We start from the raw sequence: 18,652 nt of genomic DNA on the forward strand, positions 1-18,652 counted from the left end.
GGTTCATCAATGGGATGTCACGTCCCGTGGGGACGGGTTGCGTCACGACTCCGTCCATGCATGGCGGAGCCGCGTCATGAGGGCCGCCGTAGCGGCGGGAGGAACGGCAGGTGCGCGGTGGCGCCCGTGCCGTCCGGGTCGAGGGCGGCGGCGAGGGCGAGCAGGCAGCCCGCCGTTCCGGTGCCGAGGTCCATGGAGAGCCGCATCATCTGGTGCCCGGGGAAGGCGAGCTGGCCCTGGTAGGGCATCGCGAACCAGCCCAGCCCGGCGATCTGCTCGTCGAGCCGGGCCCGGGTCGCGCCGGGCGTGGTGGTGCGGGCCAGGTGCAGGATCATGCCGGCGCGGCCCTGGAAGAGGCCGGGCTGCGCGTAGAAGCGCGAGGTGGCCGCGGTGAGGACGCCGGCGCGGGCCCGCCCGAACTCCTCCGCCGCGTCCCCGGCGTGGGCCGCGTGGTCGTCGAGCACCGCTCCCACTCCCACGCTCCCGTCGCCGAGATAGGGCAGGGTCCGCCACCCCTCGTCGACCTCCAGCGCCCCGCCCTCGCGCTCCTTGCAGGCCGCCAGGTCCCGGCGCAGGGCGACACCGGCCGCCTCCAGCAACCGGCGGTCGCCGGTCTCCTCGTACTGCCTGAGCAGGAAGAGCGCGGGTCCGCTCGCGCCCCGCAGCAGCCCGGCCCGGTGTCGTCGGGGCGCCTGCGGCACCGGTTCGGCGAGTCGGCGTACGACGATGTCGGCGGCCTCCGCGGCCCGTTCGCGCAGGCCCGGCTCACCCGTCCGGCGCGCCAGGTCGGCGAGGACGAGCCCCAGTCCGGCCAGCCCGCCGTGCAGGTCCGAGGAGAGGTTCTGCCACCGCTCGCGCAGGATGTTGTCGACCAGGTCCAGCGCCCGCTGCCGGTGACCCAGCAGGTCCAGCACGTGGGCGACGCCCGCGAGCCCGTCGTACAGGCCGAGCGGGGTGCCGGTGGGGGCCGGGGCGGTGTGGTCGAGGAGCCACCGTTCACCGTCGTCGTGGCGGTCGGCGCCGGTCACCGCCAGCGCGTACAGCACGCCCGCCGCGCCGTGCGCCAGCCCGAGACCGCCGCCGTCGGAGAACTGGGCGACGTCCCCGGGGTAGAGCCGGTCGTCGCGCTCCGGAGTCGCCGAGGCGAGGATCGCCTTGACCATCGAGTCCCGGCTGTGCGGCCAGTCGCCGGGCTCCACCCGGAAGGCCGGCGCCGACGGCACACGGCCCGCGGCCCGTACCGGCGCGCCGGCCCGGCCGTCGTCCGGGAGACCCGGGTCCACCCCGATGTCGCGGGTGATCTCGGCGACCGCCTCGTCCAGGAACCCCCCGGGCACGTCCGGGAACTGCTCGGCGATCACCTCGGCCAGATGGGCCGCCTTGCCCCGGTCGACCACGAACAGCGTGGTGACGGGCAGGAACAGGGCCAGCCGTAAGCAGGCCAGGGCGTACCGGTCGACGTCGGCGCCCCGGCGGTCGGGCGGTGCGAAGAAGCCGGGATGCGCCACGACCTGGCGGCCGTTCTCCCCGGCGGGCGCCGCCGCCTCGAAGTCGATCAGGTACACCGACTCCTCGTCCGGCGCGACCATGATGTTGAAGACGTGCAGGTCGTTGAAGACGATCCCGCGCGCGTGCACCGTGCGCACGGCCCGTTCCACCGCCCCGTGGATCCGTACCGCCCATGCCGTGTAAGCGGCGACGGCCCGCGGATCGGGGTCCGGGCAGAGCAGCGGATGCCGTTCCCCGAAGAAGGAGTTGAGCGGACGCCCTTCGACGAGGTCCATGACGAGGAAGCGGTGGTCGCCGAGGGTGAACCAGTCCCGGACCTCGGGCACCACCCCGGTCCCCGCCACCGCCTCCAACGCCCGCTTCTCCCGCTCCAGCCGGGTGATCGCGTCGGCCCCGTCCGAGGCCAGTCCCGCGTGCGGCCGGCCCTCCTTGAGGACCACCTTGCGTCCGTCCCGGGTATCGGTGCCGGCGTAGACGCCGCCGCCGTTGGAGAAGTGCAGCGCCTTCTCGATGCGGTAGGGCAGTTCGCCCGTCGTCGTCGTGTTGCGGGCCGTCAGGTGGGGCTCCAGGAACGGGGGCAGCGTCACCCACTCCGGCACCTGGAAGGAGGGCGCCCGCCGGTCCGGGACCAGGACCCCCGCGCCGTCGCGCACCGCCGGCACCAGCGAGCCCCGGTCGTCGACGACGAAACTGCGTGCGAACGCCCCGTAGCGGACGTAGAGCGGGCCGTCGGACCAGCGCAGGTCGGTCAGGATGTACGGGCCCTCGAAGCCCTCCAGCAGGGCGCCCAGCTCGCGCAGCACCGTGTGCAGCTGCTCCTCGTCGGACGGATAGACGGTGACGAACTTGCCGCTGGTGTCGCGGCCCGCGTACTTGGTGTTGCGCAGATGCAGCAGATGCGGGCCCGGCACGAACTTGAACGGGACGCGGCGCGGGACGCAGTAGTCCCACACGATGGCCGCGATCCGCTCCGCGTTCGCCCGGGTGGCCGAGGCGTGCACTTTCCAGCCCTGGGCGGGACCCGGCGCGGGGGAGCCGTCCGCGGCGAGCGGTGTCAGGGTCAGCCAGTCGCCGATGCGCGCCGAGGTCCAGCCCTCGGGGACCGGGCGGCGCGCCGTGTCGAACAGCGGCGCGGGCCCGTCGCCGGTCAGCCGGTCGGGCGTCTCGTAGAAGTGCGCGTCCGCCAACGCGTACACCTCGTACCGCTTGTCCATGCGTCCCCTTCCCTCGGCCGGCCGGTGGGCCCGCCAAGAGACTCGCAACAGGACGAGGGCCGTGGACAGTCACGCCTGTCACGACATCCCTGTGCGGAACGCATGCGTCAAGACATGTTCGGTCGGTTTCGAGCGCGGCCGGCGCCCGCTACCCCTCGCCGGCGCCATGAAACGGCCGCAGGGGCTGCGCGGGGACACCTTTGGCGCTGTAATGGCGGACGTGGTCAGTCAGGGTGCCGCGGAGCGCAGAACGGGGCCCCTGTGTGCCGAAATCGCGCTCAAGACGATCGCGGCGGATCCCGCCTCACCCGAACGGGTGAGGCGCACGCTCGAACAGGCGCTCGTCTTCGCCGGCGCGGTCCTCGCCGCGGTCTACACACCCGACGGGGACGGCGACCTGCTCCGGCTGGTCGAGTCGGCCGGCGTGCCGAGGACCCTGTACGGCCTGCGCGAGAGCTACCCGCTCGACGGGCGCTCGCCGCCCGCCGACGCCCACCGCGCCGGACGGCCGCTGTGGCTGGGCCCGGCGGAACTCGCCGACTGCGCGGAGGCGCGACGGATGCCCGCCCGGGACATCCACCTGGCCGTCCTGCCCGTGCACGGCGGCACCGGAGGCTGTCTGCTCGCGGTGAGCGAGCGCCCCGGCGGCTTCGGCGCCGACGACCGGGCCTGTCTGCAGCTCGTCGCCGAGGCCGTCGTCCTGCCCGCTCCGGCCCTCCCCGCCGAGGACGAGGAACTGCGCCCCCACGCCTTCAGCCTGGCCATGGACAGCGGGCGGGTCGAGGTCGGCGACGCGCTCCTGGAACTGTTCGCCATGAGCCGGGACCGCTTCGACGGCCGGGTGGAGACACTGCTCGGGCTCACCGTCCCCGAAGACCTGCCCTCGCTGATGTCCGTCGTCGAGGCGGACCACATGTCGATCGGCGAGCGCGAGCTGGAGTTCCGCGTCCTCCAGCCCGCCGGGCCGCCGAGATGGCTCAGGCTGCGCGGCCGGCTGCTGCCCGGCGACGGCAGGCCGGCGCGGCTCGTCGGCACCGTCACCGACGCCTCGACCCTGCGCGGCGAGGTCAACGACGTCGCCCGCGTCCAGCGGCTGGCCGCCGCGCTCGCCACCGCGGGCACCGTCAGCGACGTCGGACAGGCCGTCGTCGCCGCGCTGCGCAAGCCGCTGCGGGCCGACCGGATCGCGCTCGCCGAGCTGGAGAACGACCGCCTCGTGGTCACCGTCCTCGACCCGCCCGAACCCGAGGCCTGGCCCGAGCTGTGGCAGCTGGAGTGGCGTGCCGAGTGGCCCGACGCGCCCGTGCGCGCCATGCCCACCCTGGCCGCCGCGCTGCACGAGGGCCGCGCCCGGATCTGGCCCGCAGGCACCGCCCTGGAACCGGCCCTCGCCGAGGTCGGCCCCGGCGGCCTCGCCGTCCTGCCGCTGTCCGCCGGGAGCCGCATGGCCGGCGCCTGCCTCATCGGCTGGGACGAGCCGCACGACTTCGGCCCGGACGAACGCGCGCTGCTCACCGCCTCCGCCGGTCTCGCCGGTCAGGCCCTGTCGCGCGTCCGCGCCTTCGACGCCGAGCACGAGCTCGTCGGCATGCTCCAGCGCCAGCTGCTCCCGCGCCGCCTGCCGGAGCTCCCCGGCGCCGTCGCCGTCGCCCGCTACCTGCCGGCCACCGCGGGCCTCGAGTTGGGCGGCGACTGGTACGACGTGATCCCGCTGTCCGACCACCACGTCGCGCTCGTCATCGGCGACGTCCAGGGACACAGCGCGGGCGCCGCCACCCTCATGGGCCAGATGCGCACGGCGCTGCGCGCCTACGCGGCCGAGGGGCACCCGCCGGACGTCGTCGTCTCCCACGCCAACCGGCTCCTGATGGAGCTGGAGACGGACCTCTTCGCCACCTGCTGCTATGTCGACGTCGACATGGAGGAGGGCACCGCCTGGTGTGTGCGGGCGGGCCACCCGCCACCCGTCCTGCGGTACCCGGACGGATCGACCGACATCGCCGAGACGGACGGCGGCCCGCCGCTCGGCGTGGTGACCCGGGCCGAGTTCCCGATGACCCCGCTGCGCCTGGTGCCCGGCACCGTCATCGCCCTGACCACGGACGGACTCGTGGAGTCCGCCGACATGGACATCGACACCGGCCTGGGCCGCCTCGCCCACGAACTGAGCGTTTCCGACCCGGCACGCCTGGGTCCCCTCGCCGACGCCCTGCTCGGCAACGCCCACCGCGGCGACGACGTCGCCCTGCTCCTCATGCGCTACGACGGCATGGCCGTGAAACCCCTGCGCGAGGGCTGGACGGTGTGGCGGGTGCCCGAGGCGGCCCGGCAGGCCCGCCGCTTCACCCGGCGCACCCTGCGCGTCTGGGGCGTGCCCGCCGACGCGATGGACACCGCCCTGCTCGTGGTCTCCGAACTGGTGACCAACGCCCTGGTGCACACCGACGGCCGGGTCCGTCTCGACCTCGTCCTCATCGGCCGCCGACTGCGCGTCGCCGTCACCGACGCCTCCCCCCGCAGCCCCGTCAAGCCGAGCAGCCTCGGCTGGGAGGCCACCGGCGGCCGGGGCATCCTCCTCGTCGAGGCCATGTCCGACGCCTGGGGGACGGTGCCGGTCAGCGGCGGCAAGCAGGTGTGGAGCGACCTTTCGCTGGACCACTGAGCCACCGGGCCGCCGAGTGTCCCGGAGCGCGAAGGGGGTACCCGCCCCCCATGGACACCTTCGCCTCCGCGTATCTCGCGGCATCCGGAAAGTCCGTGCTGGCCACTGCCGCCTTCATCGTCGTCGGGGTCGTGCTCGTCGGCGGCCTGATCTGGGCCTTCCGGCTCGGCATCAAGGTCCGCGAACGCGAGCCCGCGCCGCCGAAGCCGCACGAACAGCCCCGCAGGCCCGGCTCCGGCCCGGCCCAGGAGGCCCGCCGGGCCCGCGAGCCCAACGAGATGCCGTCGGCGACCGACGAGAGCGAACGCCTCACCCCGCACGAGCTGCGGCCCACCGGCAGCCGGGACAGCGCCGACCAGCGCCGCCCCCGCTGGGACGAGGGTTCCGGCGGCTCGTTCGGCAGCGGCGGCCAGGGTGGCCCCTGACCGGGGCGAGAGCCCGCTGACCAGAAGGGTCGCCGAGGCGAGCGCCCGGTGACCGAGAAGGGCGATGAACCGTCATGACCGCGCACACCGAGGACAAACCCCAGGCCCGCCGGGCCGAGACCGGCTGGGCCAGGGCCCGGCGGCTGCGCCGCGCCGCGGCCGCGCCCCGCACCTGTCTGCCGGCCGTCGCCGTGCCCGGCGCGGTCGTCGGGATGCAGTCCGGCCCGGAATGGAACATTGTCAGGGGTGAGGACTGACCGGCGCACAGTGCGCGCAGAGGGACGGAAGCGGTCGCTGCCGGGCGACCGGGGCTGGAGTGGGGCTCATGAAGGCTCTTGTGCTGTCCGGCGGCGCGGGGACGCGCCTGCGGCCGATCACCCACACCTCGGCCAAACAGCTCGTACCGGTGGCCAACAAGGCCGTGCTGTTCTACGGCCTGGAGTCCATCGCCGCCGCCGGTGTCACCGAGGTCGGTGTGATCGTCGGTGACACCGCGCAGGAGATCCGGGAGGCCGTCGGCGACGGCTCCCGGTTCGGCCTGGAGATCACCTACATCCCGCAGGACAGGCCGCTCGGCCTCGCCCACGCGGTGATCGTCGCCCGCGACTTCCTCGGCGAGGACGACTTCGTGATGTACCTCGGCGACAACTTCATCGTCGGAGGCATCACCGACCTCGTCGACGAGTTCCGCAGGAACCGGCCCGACGCCCAGATCCTGCTCACCCGGGTCCCCGACCCCCGCGCCTTCGGAGTCGCCGAACTCGACGCCGCGGGCCAGGTCGTGGGCCTCGAGGAGAAGCCCCCGCATCCCAAGAGCGACCTCGCCCTGGTCGGCGTCTACCTCTTCACGTCAGCGATCCACGACGCCGTGCGCGCCATCGGCCCCTCCCGGCGCGGCGAGCTGGAGATCACCGACGCCGTCCAGCGGCTCATCGACACCGGCGCCCGGGTGCGCTCCACGATCATCAAGGGCTACTGGAAGGACACCGGCAACGTCGTCGACATGCTGGAGGTCAACCGGACCGTGCTGGAGAGCCTCGAGCGCCGCATCGACGGCGAGGTCGACGAGGCCTCCGAGGCGGTCGGACGGGTCGTCGTGGAGGCCGGCGCCAGGGTGGTGAACTCACGCCTGGTGGGGCCCGTCGTCCTCGGAGCCGGCAGCGAGGTCCGCGACTCCTACGTCGGCCCCTTCACCTCCGTCGGCGAGAACTGCCGGATCACCGACAGCGAGCTGGAGTTCTCCATCGTGCTGCGCGGCTCCTCCATCGAGGGAGTCGGTCGCATCGAGAACTCGCTGATCGGCCGGTATGTCGAGGTCACTCCGGCGGCCGGCGTGTCCAGCGCCCACCGGCTGGTCCTCGGCGACCACAGCAAGGTACAGATCCACACATGAACCTCCTCGTCACCGGGGCCGCCGGATTCATCGGCTCCACGTACGTGCGCGGCCTGCTGGACCGCGACCCCGCCGTGCGGATCACCGTCCTGGACAAGCTGACGTACGCGGGCAGCCGCACCAACCTGCCGGCCGGGCACCCCCGGCTGGACTTCGAGCACGGCGACATCTGCGACGCCGCTCTCGTGGACAAGCTGACCGCCGCCGCCGACCAGGTCGTCCACTTCGCCGCCGAGTCCCACGTCGACCGCTCCATCGACGGCGCGGGCACGTTCGTCCGCACCAACGTCCTCGGCACCCAGACGCTGCTCGACGCGGCCCTGCGGCACGGCGTCGGCCCGTTCGTGCACGTCTCCACCGACGAGGTGTACGGCTCCATCGAGACCGGCGCCTGGACCGAGGACCACCCGCTGCGCCCCAACTCCCCGTACGCCGCCTCGAAGGCCTCCTCCGACCTGATCGCCCTCTCCTACCACCGCACCCACGGCCTGGACGTCCGCGTCACCCGCTGCTCCAACAACTACGGCCCGCACCAGTTCCCCGAGAAGGTGATCCCGCTCTTCGTCACCAACCTCCTGGACGGCGAGCAGGTCCCCCTCTACGGCGACGGACGCAACGTCCGTGACTGGCTGCACGTAGAGGACCACTGCGCGGCGGTCGACCTGGTCCGCACGAAGGGCCGCCCCGGCGAGGTCCACAACATCGGCGGCGGCACCCAGCTGAGCAACCGCGAGCTGACCGCTCTGCTCCTCGACGCCTGCGGGGCCGGCTGGGACCGGGTCCGCCACGTCGAGGACCGCAAGGGCCACGACCTGCGCTACTGCGTCGACTGGACGAAGGCCCGCACCGAGCTCGGCTACCGGCCCCGCCACGACTTCGCCACCGGTCTCGCCGAGACGGTCGCGTGGTACCGGGACCACCGCGACTGGTGGGAGCCCCTGAAGCGACAAGCGCGCTCGACATGAGATGGCTGGTCACCGGCGCGGGCGGCATGCTCGGCCGGGACACGGTGGCGGAACTGGTGCGGCGCGGCGAGGACGTGACCGGCCTCGACCGTGCCGGCCTGGACATCACCCGGCCCGGTTCCGTGGCCCGGGCGTTCGCCGCGCACCGGCCCGACCTGGTGGTCAACTGCGCCGCCTACACGGCCGTCGACAACGCCGAGACCGACGCGGCCCGCGCGCTGCTGGTCAACGGCGAGGGTCCCGGGCTGCTGGCCGCCGCCTGCGCCGCGCACGGCGCCCGTCTGGTCCACGTCTCCACGGACTACGTCTTCGACGGTGCGGCGCGGGCCCCCTACCGGGAGGACCACCCGCCGTCCCCCCGCACCGTCTACGGCCGCACCAAGCTGGCGGGCGAACGGGCCGTCCGGGCCGCGCTCCCGGACGCCGGCGTGATCGTGCGCACCGCCTGGCTCTACGGCGCCCACGGCCGCAGCTTCGTCCGCACGATGCTGGAGCTCCAGACCCGCCGCGACACCGTCGACGTCGTCGACGACCAGCGCGGCCAGCCCACCTGGAGCGCGGACGTCGCCGCCCGCATCGCCGATCTGGGACCGAAGGCCGGCCGTGGCGCGACGGGTGTCTTCCACGCCACCTCGGCCGGCGAGGCCACCTGGTACGACCTGGCCCGCGAGGTGTTCCGCTCCGTCGGCGCCGATCCGGACCGGGTGCGTCCCACCACCGGCGACGCCTTCCCCGGGCCCGCGCCCCGTCCCGCGTACAGCGTGCTCGCGCACGGCCGGTGGCGGGAGGTGGGCCTGTCGCCGCCACGGGACTGGCGCGCCGCCCTGGGACAGGCGCTTCCCCTGATCCGCAAGGCGTCCTTCGACCCGGTGTCCCTCAAGGAGTCCCTTCGTGAAACGCCATGAGTTCCTGCGGGAACTGCACAAGGCCACCGCCAACCGCAACTACCTGGAGATCGGCGTCAACGACGGCCGCAGTCTGCGGCTGTCCCGGGTGCCCAGCATCGCGGTCGACCCGGCGTTCAAGGTCACCACGGAGATCCGCTGCGACGTCCACCTGGTGAAGGCCACCAGCGACGACTTCTTCGCGCGCCGCGACCCCCTCGCCCATCTCAGGGGCGGCCGCAACCCGCTGCGCAACCTCGCCCGGGGCCGCCACCCGCTCGGCCACTGGCGCCGTACCACCCTCGACCTGTCCTTCATCGACGGCATGCACCTCTTCGAGTACGCGCTGCGCGACTTCATCAACGTCGAGAGGCACTCCGACTGGTCCAGCGTGATCGTCCTCGACGACATGCTGCCCCGGGGCGTCGACGAGGCCGCCCGCGACCGGCACACCACCGCCTGGACAGGCGACGTCTACAAGATCGTCGAGATCCTGGCCCGCTACCGGCCCGACCTGGTGGCGGTCCCCGTCGACACACAGCCGACCGGACAGCTCGTCGTCTTCGGCGCGGACCCCCGCAACCCCGTGCTGCGCGACAAGTACCAGGAGATCGTCGCCGAGTACGACGTCCCCGACCCGCAGAAGGTCCCCGAGGCGATTCTGGAACGGGTGCGGGCGGTGCGGCCCGCGACCCTGCTGCGGGCGGGTTTCTGGAAGCCGCTGGTGCGGGCCCGCAACCGGGGCCTCGACCGCTCCCGGGGCTGGGAGCCGCTGCGCTCGGCGGTGGAACGGGCGGCGGTCAGCCGCTGATCCTCAGCTCCCGGTACCGCTCCCGGCAGGACGCGTACGACGGCAGCAGGCCCGACGCCCGCGCCCGGGCCAGCGACGGCGCCCGCGCGTCCTTGGGCGACAGCACCGGCTCCACGCCCCGCGGCCAGTCGATGCCCAGCGCCGGGTCGAGCGGATGCACCCCGTGCTCATGCCCGGGCGCGTACCCGGTCGAGCAGAGGTAGACCACGGTGGCCTCGTCGGTCAGGGCCAGGAAGGCGTGGCCGAGGCCCTCGGCGAGGAACACCGCGTGCCGGGTGTCGTCGTCCAGCCGGACCGCCTCCCACCGGCCGAACAGGGGTGAGCCCACGCGCAGGTCGACGACCACGTCGAGCACCGCCCCGTGGACACAGGTGACGTACTTGGCCTGCCCGGGCGGCACGTCCGAGAAATGGATCCCGCGCAGCACGCCCCGGCGCGAGACGGAGCAGTTGGCCTGGGCGAGCTCCAGGTCGTAACCGGTGGCCTCGCGGAACTCCGGCGTCCGGTACCACTCGTGGAAGCTGCCCCGCCCGTCGGGGAACACCTTGGGTTCCAGCACCCAGGCCCCCTCGATGTCCAGTGGCCGCATGTCTACCTCCTGCGGGGCGTGATGCTCTGGAGTGCCCGGTACAGCGCCCTTCGCACCCGGCGGGCCAGGCGCCGCGGTCCGGCGGGCTGGGGCGCCGGCACCACGAGGACGCCGTCGGACGCCACGTGCAGGGCGAAGGGCAGCGGGCGGAAGCGCGCCCCGTCCGCGTCCGGGGTGAGGCACACCGTCGCGAGCCAGGTGCCGCCCAGCAGATCGCCGACCGGCAGGACGGCCGCCAGCCGGCCGCCCGGCGAGAGGGTCCCGAAGACCTCGCGCGAACTGCCGGACCTGGTCCCGGTCAGCCGCAGCAGCACATCGGCGGGCTCGGGCACGTGCAGCGGCAGGACCACGTGGAGCCGGTCCTCCGCGACGGCGACGTCCCCGGCCGCCACCCGGCCCAGGCCCAGCCGCTCGCCCGCGTGACCGACGTCCAGCGCGAGGCTCGCGTACCGGTCGGTCCAGTACGGCAGCACCACGCGCCCGGCGACCACCCCCGCGGGCGGGGCCGGACGGCCGTGCCGGGGCGCCGGACCGAGCCGCAGCTCCTTCGTCCAGCCGCCCAGGCCGACGCGCACGTACACGTCCCACAGCCCCTCGCCCGCCGGCCCGCCGCTCAGCGCCGTGGCGGGATCGATGGTGGCGGTCGCCCGCAGGACGAGCCGCACCTGGCTGCCGTCGCCGGCCGGGACCGTCTCCCGGACCACGCCCACCGGCTGGAAGTACTGCGCCGAGCTGGCCCGCTCCCGCAGCAGCAGATCGGGCACGGCCCGGTCGAACCGGCCCACGGTGTCCGTGCCCAGCCACCGGACCGCCTCGGCGACGTCCCGCGGCGGCCACTGCGGGGAACCCCCGGCGGACGGGAAGGTCATCGGCCCGCCGTCGTGCGTCAGCTCGGCGGCGAAGACGATCCGCAGCACACCGCCCTGCCAGGTGACGTCCTCCGGGTCGACGGCGAGCGCGACGCCCGCCTCCCACTCCGCGAACGCGACGAGGTCCTCGTAGCGTCCGTCGGCGGCCAGCGCGGCGACGACCCGCTGGGTGGGCTGCAGCGGCGCCGCCACACCCGGCCCGAACCGCTCGACGACGACCCCGTGGATCTCCTCGAACAGGTCCCTGCGGTAGTCCTCGGGCAGGCCGAGGAAGCGTGTGCCGCGCAGCCGCTCGACCATCTCGACGCGCAGCCACCGCCGGAACAGCTTGTCGCGCAGCGGACCCGGCTCGGTGTACCGCTCGACGACGTCGAGAGCCTCCCGCAGGTTCTTGAAGTACCCCACCGGGTCGAACCGCTGGAAGCCCGCGTTCGCGGCGTCGTCGCGTCGGACGTGGTAGTAGCAGACGTAGTCGCTGAGCACCGAGACGTTGTCCGCGCGCAGATAGGCCTCGGTGACGAAGACATGGTCCTCCAGGCGCCGTCGGCCTTCGGGAAAACGCAGGCCGGTGCGGTCCAGGAACGCCCGGCGGACCATCTTGTGCGGGGTGAGACTGTCGATCAGCGGCGCGTTCTCGACGGTGGCGTGCGGACGGTTGGTGCGGAACAGCTCCACCGGCACCCCGCGGCCCTTGCCGGCCATCTTGCCCACCACGACATCGGCGTCGTTCGCGACCCCGTAGGCGTACATCCGCTCCAGGGCCTCGTCGCCGAGGTGGTCGTCGTTGTCGACGAACATCACGTACTCGCCCCTGGAGACGTCGATGCCGACGTTGCGGGGTTTGCCCGCCCAGCCCGAGTTCTCCTGGTGGACGACCCGGACCCGGGGGTCCTCGGCGGCGACCGCGTCCAGCCGGGCCGGTGTGGCGTCGGTGGAGCCGTCGTCGACGAAGATCACCTCGTACTCGTCCGGCGGCAGCGACTGCCTGAGCAGCGAGGCGAGACACTCCTCGATGTAGGGACCGGGGTTGTAGACGGGGACGATGACGCTGACCTTGACCGGCATCGGGCTCCTGGCCCCCTTGCTGGATCGCTCTGCCGTGCTGGATCGCTCTGCCGTGCGCGCGACGGAGGGTGCGCGTGGCCCGATGCTAACCCCGCCGCCGACGCCCCACCTGTCCGGATTGATCCGAGTCGGGGATTTTGTAGTCTGGCGCCGTGCGCCTGCTGATGATGTCCGACACCCACCTCCCCCGGCGCGCCAAGGCGCTGCCCGCCCCGCTGCTCGACGAGCTTCCGCTCGCGGACGTGGTGATCCATGCCGGCGACTGGGTCGACACGGACACCCTGGACCTGCTGGAGAGCCGCAGCCGTCGGGTCGTCGGCGTGTACGGCAACAACGACGGCCCGGACCTGCGGGCCCGGCTGCCCGAGACCGCCTTCGCCGAACTGGGCGGACTGCGGTTCGGGGTGGTCCACGAGACGGGCCCCGCCCAGGGCCGCGAGGCCCGCTGTGCCGCCCGCTTCCCCGACCTCGACGTCCTGGTGTTCGGCCACAGCCACATCCCCTGGGACACCACCGCCCCCGGTGGACCGCGCCTGCTCAACCCCGGTTCCCCGACCGACCGCCGCCGTCAGCCGTACTGCACCTACCTGACCGCCACCGCGGCCGACGGCAGGCTCACCGACCTCGTCCTGCACCGGCTGCCCCCGCGCCGATGACGGAGCCGGGACAGAGAACCGGGCCGCGCCCGGCCGAGCTGGTCGGGGGCGGCCCGGAACTTGCGAGTGTGCGTTGCTTCAACGGACCTCCTTCCTTCGTGAGACGAAGGACAGAGGACATGCATGCCTGTCCGTTAAGTGCGCCTACCCGTTCACACGCACTTCACACCTTTAGGTCAAAATCATCAAGATTCGGTCGATAGGTGTGATCAGGGCGATCTGCGTCATTCGCTTCCAGGGGGTTGAAGGCGGTGGACCCACCTCACCGCGCGCGGTGGATCGCCCCGGCCGTCGCGGTCAGCGGGGCCCCGCTGCCGCCCCAGCGCAGGGCGACGATCTCGGCGGCCACCGACACGGCGACCTCCTCGGGTGTACGGGCCCCCAGGTCCAGCCCGACCGGTGAGCGCAGCCGGGCCAGTTCGGCGTCGGTGAGCCCGGCCCCGACGAGTCGGGCCCGGCGTTCGTCGTGGGTGCGGCGGCTGCCCATCGCCCCGATGTACGCGGCCGGCCGGCGCAGAGCCACCTCGAGCAGCGGCACGTCGAACTTCGGGTCGTGGGTCAGCACGCAGATCGCCGTGCGCTCGTCGGTCTCTGTGCCGTGCAGATACCGGTGCGGCCATTCCGCGACCACCTCGACGCCCGGTGGGAAGCGCTTCGGGGTGGCGAAGACCGGGCGGGCGTCGCACACCGTGACCCGGTAGCCCAGGAAGTCGCCGACCCGGGCCACGGCGGCCGCGTAGTCGATCGCGCCGAACACCAGCATGCGCGGCGGCGGCGCGAAGGAGTGCAGGAACACCGCGACGGTGTCCTCCCGCCGCTGACCGCGCGGCCCGTAGTGCCGGACGCCGGTGACGCCCAGCGCGAGTTCGCCGCGCGCGTCGGCGGTGACGGCCGCGTCCAGACCCTCCGTGCCCAGCGTGCCGGAGGTCCGGTCCGGCCAGACGGCGAGGGTGGCTCCGCGCGGCGCGGGGCCGTCGGTCACCGTGGCCGCCGTCACCGGCTCGCCCGCGGCGACCGACTCCGCGACGGAGCCGAAGGACGGGTCGAGGCCGGGCGTGACGGGGCGGACGAGCAGCGTGATCTCGCCGCCGCAGGTCAGGCCCACGGCGAAGGCGTCCTCGTCGCTGTAGCCGAAGGTCTCCAGCCGGGCCGCCCCGTCGGCCACGACCTCCCGCGCCAGTTCGAAGACCGCGCCCTCCACGCAGCCCCCGGACACGCTGCCCACGACCTCGTCGTCCGGCCCCACCGCCATCGCCGCGCCGGGATCGCGCGGAGCGCTGCGGCTGACGGCGACCACGGTGGCGAGTCCGAACGGCGCACCGGCCGCGTACCACCCGCTCAGCACCGGGAGAATCTCGCGCACGATCGGTTCCCTTCCGGCCGCGACGGCCGTGTCGGCCGTTTCTCCTGAACGGTAATCCGCAGCGGCTCGGCCCGCCGGTCCGCGCCGCGCGGGGCGCCTGGTGCACGGGCCCGGCCGGTTGCCAACTGCGCTGACAGGGAATGAACTTACTCGTGGGTCAGAAGGTATTGACGGTGTCCGGAAATCACCGGACTGTAGTGGACATGCCGAATATCCGGGCTCGTCTGCTCGCTGTTCTGGTGGTCCTCTGCGGACTCTGTGGCTTCCTGACGGTGGCGGGCTCTCCGACCGCCGGCGCGGCCACGCTCCCCGACTCCCTCTCCTTCGACGGCACGGCGCTCACCGTGTCGGGCGGCCGCTTCGTCGACGCGGGCGGCCGTGAGGTCGTACTGCGCGGCTACAACGTCTCCGGCGAGACCAAGCTCGCGGAGAACAAGGGCCTGCCCTTCGCCTCCGTCGCCGACGCCAAGAAGTCCGCGACGGCCCTGCGCGCCCTCGGCGGCGGAAACTCCGTCCGCTTCCTGCTCTCCTGGGCCTACGCCGAACCGGTGCGCGGCCAGGTCGACACCACCTACCTGGCCGCCGCCACCGCACAGATGCGCGCCTTCCTGGCCGCCGGCATCCGGGTCTACCCCGACTTCCACCAGGACCTCTACTCGCGCCACCTGTTCAACCCGGGCAGCTGGTACACGGGCGACGGCGCCCCCGCGTGGGCGGTGGCCCTCGGCGGTTACCCCGCCGAGTCCTGCGGCATCTGCTTCCTCTGGGGTCAGAACATCACCCAGAACGGTGCGGTGAAGGCCGCCCAGTACGACTTCTGGCACAACAACCACGGTCTGCAGGACTCCTTCCTGGCCACCGCCCAGAAGACCATGGCGTACCTCAGGACGAACCTGACCACGGAGGAGTTCAACGGCGTCCTCGGCTTCGACCCCTACAACGAGCCCTACGCCGGCTCCTATGACTCCGGCCAGACCAGCCGCACCTGGGAACGCGACCTGCTGTGGCCCTTCTACGTGAAGTTCCGGGCCCGGATGGACGCGGCCGGCTGGACCGACAAGCCCGCCTTCGTCGAGCCGAACCTGTTCTGGAACGGCAACGTCAGCAAGGAGGAGGGCGGCCTCCTCGACGCGGGCACGCTCGGCTCCCGCTACGTCTTCAACACCCACTTCTACGATCAGAAGGCCATCTCCGGCGTCCTGATGTGGGGCAACGCGCAGGACGGCCAGTACGTGACCGACTTCGGCAACGTCCGCGACCGCGCCTCGGCCACTGGGACGACGGCGGTCGTCAGCGAGTTCGGCCATCCCCTGAACGGTACGACCGCCGGCAAGGCCCCGACCGTCCTGAAGGCGATGTACCAGGCCCTCGACTCCCGGGTGAAGGGCGCCGACTGGTGGACGACCCCGGCGACCTCGGGTCCGGTCCTCTCCGGTTCGCAGTGGCAGTGGGACATCTACAACGGCCGCCACCACGAGCTGATGAACGGCAACGCCGACAAGGTGCTCACGACCGGCGACGCCTGGAACGACGAGGACCTCTCCGCCGTACGCCTGGACGACAGCGGCACGGCGACCCTCCGTCAGGACGCCCGGCTGCTCGACCGTCTCTACCCGAGCGCCACTTCCGGCACGACCGTCGCCTTCACCTACGAGGACCGCTCCCGCGACGGCTCCACCACGCTCACCTGGAACCCGGTTCCCGGTTCCCTGCCGAACACGAAACAGCTCGTCGGCTCCGGTCAGTACGGCCTGTTGGTGTGGCGCTCCAACGGCGGCACGGCGCCCACCGAACTGCATCTGCCGGCCTCCTTCCCCACCGCCACGACGACGGTCGTCTCCGATCTGGGCGCGGTGTACGCCCCGCCCGCGTACACGACGACCACCAGGATCGGCGCCGCCGCCGAGCCGGGCGGCACGGGCAGCAGGCGCCTGCTGCTCAGTGCGCCGGACTCGGGCGCCGTGCACTACGCCCTGGTCGCCAACGGGTCGACCGCGCCGTCCGCGACCCTGCTGGCCGCCGCCCGCACGGAGCTGTCGGCGTGGGTGGCGCAGAAGGTGGGGTGACCGGGCCGGACACGGCGCCGGGGCGGGTGGCGGTCGCCGCCACCCGCCCCGGCGTCCCGAGGAGCCGTCAGTTCGCCTTCGCTCCCGTCCAGTTCGGCGCGACATGGCCGATCCGGACCCGCTGCGGATGGTCGCCCACCGGCACCGACACGACCTTCCGCCCGGTGGCGAAGTCGATCGCCGTGATCTGGTCGGCGCCGCTCTCGGAGATCACGCAGCTCCTGCCGTCGCCGCTGACCGTGGCCCAGTAGGGCTTGGAGGCGGTGACCAGCGGGCCCTCCTGGAGGGTGGCCCGGTCGACGACCGTGGCGTAGTCGTCCATCGTGCCCGCCACGCACAGCTTGCCGCCGTCGGGGCTCATCGAGATGCCGTGATGGCGTGAGTCGTTGACGAACGTGGTGCGGTCGTCGCTGGTCGCGGGGTTCTTCGGCAGCGTCTTCGTCCGGGTGATGCGGTCCGTGGCGAGGTCGTACTCGAAGAAGCCGTTGAAGAACGAGACCTGGAAGTACAGCTTGGACTCGTCCGGTGAGAAGACCGCCGGGCGCACCGCGTCCGAGTAGCCCGTGAGACCGATCGCGTCCAGCCGCTGCCGCATGTCGATGACTCTGACCTGCTGATACGTGGTCGCGTCCACGACGGTGATACGCCGGTCGCCCTTCGTGAAGTCCTGCCACGGGGCGTCCTGCGAGGTGTTCACGTCGCCGATCGACATGTTGTAGATGTACTTGCCGTCCTTGGTGAAGATGTTCTCGTGCGGCTTGTCGCCCGTCTTGAACGAGCCCAGCTGCTTGCCGGTGCCGATGTCCAGGACGTGCACGGTGTTCGAGATCGACGCGGAGACCGCGACCCGGGTGCCGTCGGGCGAGACGGCCATGTGGTCGGAGCGGTAACCGGACACCGGGAAGCGCCAGTTGATGTTCCCGGTGGCCAGGTCGATGGAGACGACGTCGGTGAAGCTGGGCCGGGAGACGACCACCGAGGCGCCGTCCGGCGTGGTGTACATGTCATCGACGAACTGGTCGTGTCCCTCGCCGACACCGTTGCGGATGGCCTGGAAGTAGATCCACTTGATCGGGTCGGCGTTGATCTCCGCCATCCGGGCGCTCTTGTCGGGGATGACGTTGATCCGGCCGACCTTGGCGAAGGCGCCGCTGGACTCGACGACGTCCGCGGTGCCCTCCCAGTTGTTGCCGACGAAGAGCACCTCGCGCAGTGCGGCGGCGGTCGAGACGTCGGAGTCGGCGGCGGCGGCCGTGGCGGCGGTCGCGGGAGCGGTGACGGTCAGGACGAGGGCGGCGGCTACGGAGCAAAGGTGCCTGGATCTGAAGGCAGGCATGGCTGCTCTCTCCTCTGGGGGTGGCAGGTGTGGGGGAGGGCGGGAGGGGCCCGCCCAATCTGAACACGGAAGCATTCAGACCTTCCTTACTGGAAAGTAAGGAAGAGAGGCCCTTCGCCACAAGACTCCGTACACGACAAAATTGGCGACGGGGGAGCACGGAACGACGAGGGAGGGTCAGTGGCGGGCAGGCTCAGGGCGCCGACCGGCCGGTACGGCGGCAAGTCCGCCGAACAGCGGCAGGTCGAGCGACGCGGGAGATTTCTGGAGGCGGCGCTGCGGTTGTTCGGGGACGTCCCCGGCTACCGCGGCACCACGGTCGCGTCGCTGAGCGAGGCCGCCGGCCTGTCGACCCGCCAGTTCTACGAGGAGTTCCGCACCCTCGAGGACGTCCTGGCGGCGCTGCACCTCCAGGTCAACGACTGGGCCGAGGAGGCGGTGCTGGCCGCCTTCGCGGCCGCCCAGGACCTGCCGCTCCGTGAGCGGGTCACCGCGATCTTCCACGCCTACGCGGCCGACGTGACCTCCGACCCGCGCCGCATCCGGATCACCTTCGTGGAGATCGTCGGGGTCAGCCCCCGGCTGGAGGAACAGCGACTGGCCCGCCGGGCCCGCTGGGTCGACCTCATCTGCGCCGAGGCGTCGGCGGCCGCCGCCCGCGGCGAGGCGGCGCCCCGCGACTACCGCCTGGCGGCGACAGCCTTCATAGGCAGTGTCAACGGCCTCCTCCACGACTGGAGCGCCGGGTGGGTGGACGCGACCCTGGACGAGGTGGTGGACGAACTGGTGCGGCAACTGCTGGGAATCCTGCGGCCGGAAGGGTGGGAACGGCATTCCTCCTGAAC

At 72.7% G+C, this 18,652-nt stretch carries 15 protein-coding genes; 10 read left to right on the forward strand and 5 right to left on the reverse strand.

Translation table 11 applies throughout. The features are described from left to right. Positions 1-74: 74 nt before the first annotated feature. A complete protein-coding gene (gene lanKC / locus QF030_RS35865; RefSeq protein ID WP_307166718.1) occupies positions 75-2,723 on the reverse strand; it encodes a class III lanthionine synthetase LanKC in 2,649 nt (882 codons plus the stop codon). Between the two features lie 211 nt (positions 2,724-2,934). Here lanKC and QF030_RS35870 point away from each other — a divergent pair, with 211 nt between their 5' ends. From QF030_RS35870 to QF030_RS35900, 7 genes are all read left to right on the forward strand, one after another. Then, a complete protein-coding gene (locus tag QF030_RS35870; protein ID WP_307166719.1) occupies positions 2,935-5,385 on the forward strand; it encodes a SpoIIE family protein phosphatase in 2,451 nt (816 codons plus the stop codon). Positions 5,386-5,435: 50 nt separating this feature from the next. Then, positions 5,436-5,810 carry a DUF6479 family protein gene (locus tag QF030_RS35875; RefSeq protein WP_307166720.1) on the forward strand — a complete coding sequence of 125 codons (375 nt, stop codon included), beginning with the start codon at positions 5,436-5,438 and terminating at the stop codon, positions 5,808-5,810. Between the two features lie 74 nt (positions 5,811-5,884). After that, on the forward strand, positions 5,885-6,067 hold the full coding sequence (locus tag QF030_RS35880) for a hypothetical protein (protein WP_307166721.1): 183 nt from the start codon (positions 5,885-5,887) through the stop codon (positions 6,065-6,067). 68 nt (positions 6,068-6,135) lie between these two features. Continuing rightward, a complete protein-coding gene (locus tag QF030_RS35885; protein WP_307166722.1) occupies positions 6,136-7,203 on the forward strand; it encodes a glucose-1-phosphate thymidylyltransferase in 1,068 nt (355 codons plus the stop codon). Continuing rightward, positions 7,200-8,168 carry a dTDP-glucose 4,6-dehydratase gene (gene rfbB / locus QF030_RS35890; protein WP_307166724.1) on the forward strand — a complete coding sequence of 323 codons (969 nt, stop codon included), beginning with the start codon at positions 7,200-7,202 and terminating at the stop codon, positions 8,166-8,168. The genes QF030_RS35885 and rfbB overlap by 4 nt, the downstream gene beginning before the upstream one ends. Further along, a complete protein-coding gene (gene rfbD / locus QF030_RS35895) occupies positions 8,165-9,073 on the forward strand; it encodes a dTDP-4-dehydrorhamnose reductase (RefSeq protein ID WP_307166725.1) in 909 nt (302 codons plus the stop codon). Before rfbB ends, rfbD begins: the two co-directional genes overlap by 4 nt. Continuing rightward, a complete protein-coding gene (locus tag QF030_RS35900) occupies positions 9,060-9,863 on the forward strand; it encodes a class I SAM-dependent methyltransferase (protein ID WP_307166726.1) in 804 nt (267 codons plus the stop codon). The genes rfbD and QF030_RS35900 overlap by 14 nt, the downstream gene beginning before the upstream one ends. Here the strand turns inward: QF030_RS35900 and rfbC are convergent. Together rfbC and QF030_RS35910 are read right to left on the reverse strand one after the other, a co-directional pair. Continuing rightward, positions 9,853-10,452, reverse strand: coding sequence for a dTDP-4-dehydrorhamnose 3,5-epimerase (rfbC, locus tag QF030_RS35905; protein WP_307166727.1), 600 nt, complete (start codon positions 10,450-10,452; stop codon positions 9,853-9,855). The two genes, QF030_RS35900 and rfbC, sit on opposite strands and share 11 nt — an antisense overlap. Before the next feature lie 2 nt (positions 10,453-10,454). Then, positions 10,455-12,386 carry a glycosyltransferase family 2 protein gene (locus QF030_RS35910; protein ID WP_307166728.1) on the reverse strand — a complete coding sequence of 644 codons (1,932 nt, stop codon included), beginning with the start codon at positions 12,384-12,386 and terminating at the stop codon, positions 10,455-10,457. A 152-nt stretch (positions 12,387-12,538) separates the two neighbouring features. On the opposite strand from QF030_RS35910, the gene QF030_RS35915 reads away from it, so the two are divergent. After that, positions 12,539-13,042: a metallophosphoesterase family protein gene (locus QF030_RS35915; RefSeq protein WP_307166729.1), complete on the forward strand. Its 504-nt coding sequence runs from the start codon at positions 12,539-12,541 to the stop codon at positions 13,040-13,042. 262 nt (positions 13,043-13,304) lie between these two features. On the opposite strand, the gene QF030_RS35920 is transcribed toward QF030_RS35915, so the two are convergent. After that, entirely contained in the window at positions 13,305-14,405 is a 1,101-nt protein-coding gene (locus QF030_RS35920) for an XdhC family protein (RefSeq protein WP_307166730.1), read from the reverse strand. A 203-nt stretch (positions 14,406-14,608) separates the two neighbouring features. Here QF030_RS35920 and QF030_RS35925 point away from each other — a divergent pair, with 203 nt between their 5' ends. Next, entirely contained in the window at positions 14,609-16,471 is a 1,863-nt protein-coding gene (locus QF030_RS35925) for a cellulase family glycosylhydrolase (protein ID WP_307166731.1), read from the forward strand. A 67-nt stretch (positions 16,472-16,538) separates the two neighbouring features. On the opposite strand, the gene QF030_RS35930 is transcribed toward QF030_RS35925, so the two are convergent. Beyond that, entirely contained in the window at positions 16,539-17,807 is a 1,269-nt protein-coding gene (locus tag QF030_RS35930) for a YncE family protein (RefSeq protein WP_307166732.1), read from the reverse strand. A 180-nt stretch (positions 17,808-17,987) separates the two neighbouring features. Between QF030_RS35930 and QF030_RS35935 the strand changes: the two genes are divergently transcribed. Beyond that, a complete protein-coding gene (locus QF030_RS35935) occupies positions 17,988-18,650 on the forward strand; it encodes a TetR/AcrR family transcriptional regulator (protein WP_307166733.1) in 663 nt (220 codons plus the stop codon). Positions 18,651-18,652 lie beyond the last annotated feature (2 nt).

The organism is Streptomyces rishiriensis (assembly GCF_030815485.1).
Classification (GTDB): domain Bacteria; phylum Actinomycetota; class Actinomycetes; order Streptomycetales; family Streptomycetaceae; genus Streptomyces; species Streptomyces rishiriensis_A.

Bases quoted from the DNA above. Each gene is read 5' to 3' on its own strand.
- QF030_RS35930 (WP_307166732.1), bottom strand. From the start codon at position 17,807: ATGCCTGCCTTCAGATCCAGGCACCTTTGCTCCGTAGCCGCCGCCCTC.
- QF030_RS35875 (WP_307166720.1), top strand. From the start codon at position 5,436: ATGGACACCTTCGCCTCCGCGTATCTCGCGGCATCCGGAAAGTCCGTG.
- QF030_RS35910 (WP_307166728.1), bottom strand. From the start codon at position 12,386: ATGCCGGTCAAGGTCAGCGTCATCGTCCCCGTCTACAACCCCGGTCCC.
- lanKC (WP_307166718.1), bottom strand. From the start codon at position 2,723: ATGGACAAGCGGTACGAGGTGTACGCGTTGGCGGACGCGCACTTCTAC.
- rfbD (WP_307166725.1), top strand. From the start codon at position 8,165: ATGAGATGGCTGGTCACCGGCGCGGGCGGCATGCTCGGCCGGGACACG.
- QF030_RS35885 (WP_307166722.1), top strand. From the start codon at position 6,136: ATGAAGGCTCTTGTGCTGTCCGGCGGCGCGGGGACGCGCCTGCGGCCG.
- rfbC (WP_307166727.1), bottom strand. From the start codon at position 10,452: ATGCGGCCACTGGACATCGAGGGGGCCTGGGTGCTGGAACCCAAGGTG.
- rfbB (WP_307166724.1), top strand. From the start codon at position 7,200: ATGAACCTCCTCGTCACCGGGGCCGCCGGATTCATCGGCTCCACGTAC.
- QF030_RS35880 (WP_307166721.1), top strand. From the start codon at position 5,885: ATGACCGCGCACACCGAGGACAAACCCCAGGCCCGCCGGGCCGAGACC.
- QF030_RS35925 (WP_307166731.1), top strand. From the start codon at position 14,609: ATGCCGAATATCCGGGCTCGTCTGCTCGCTGTTCTGGTGGTCCTCTGC.
- QF030_RS35870 (WP_307166719.1), top strand. From the start codon at position 2,935: ATGGCGGACGTGGTCAGTCAGGGTGCCGCGGAGCGCAGAACGGGGCCC.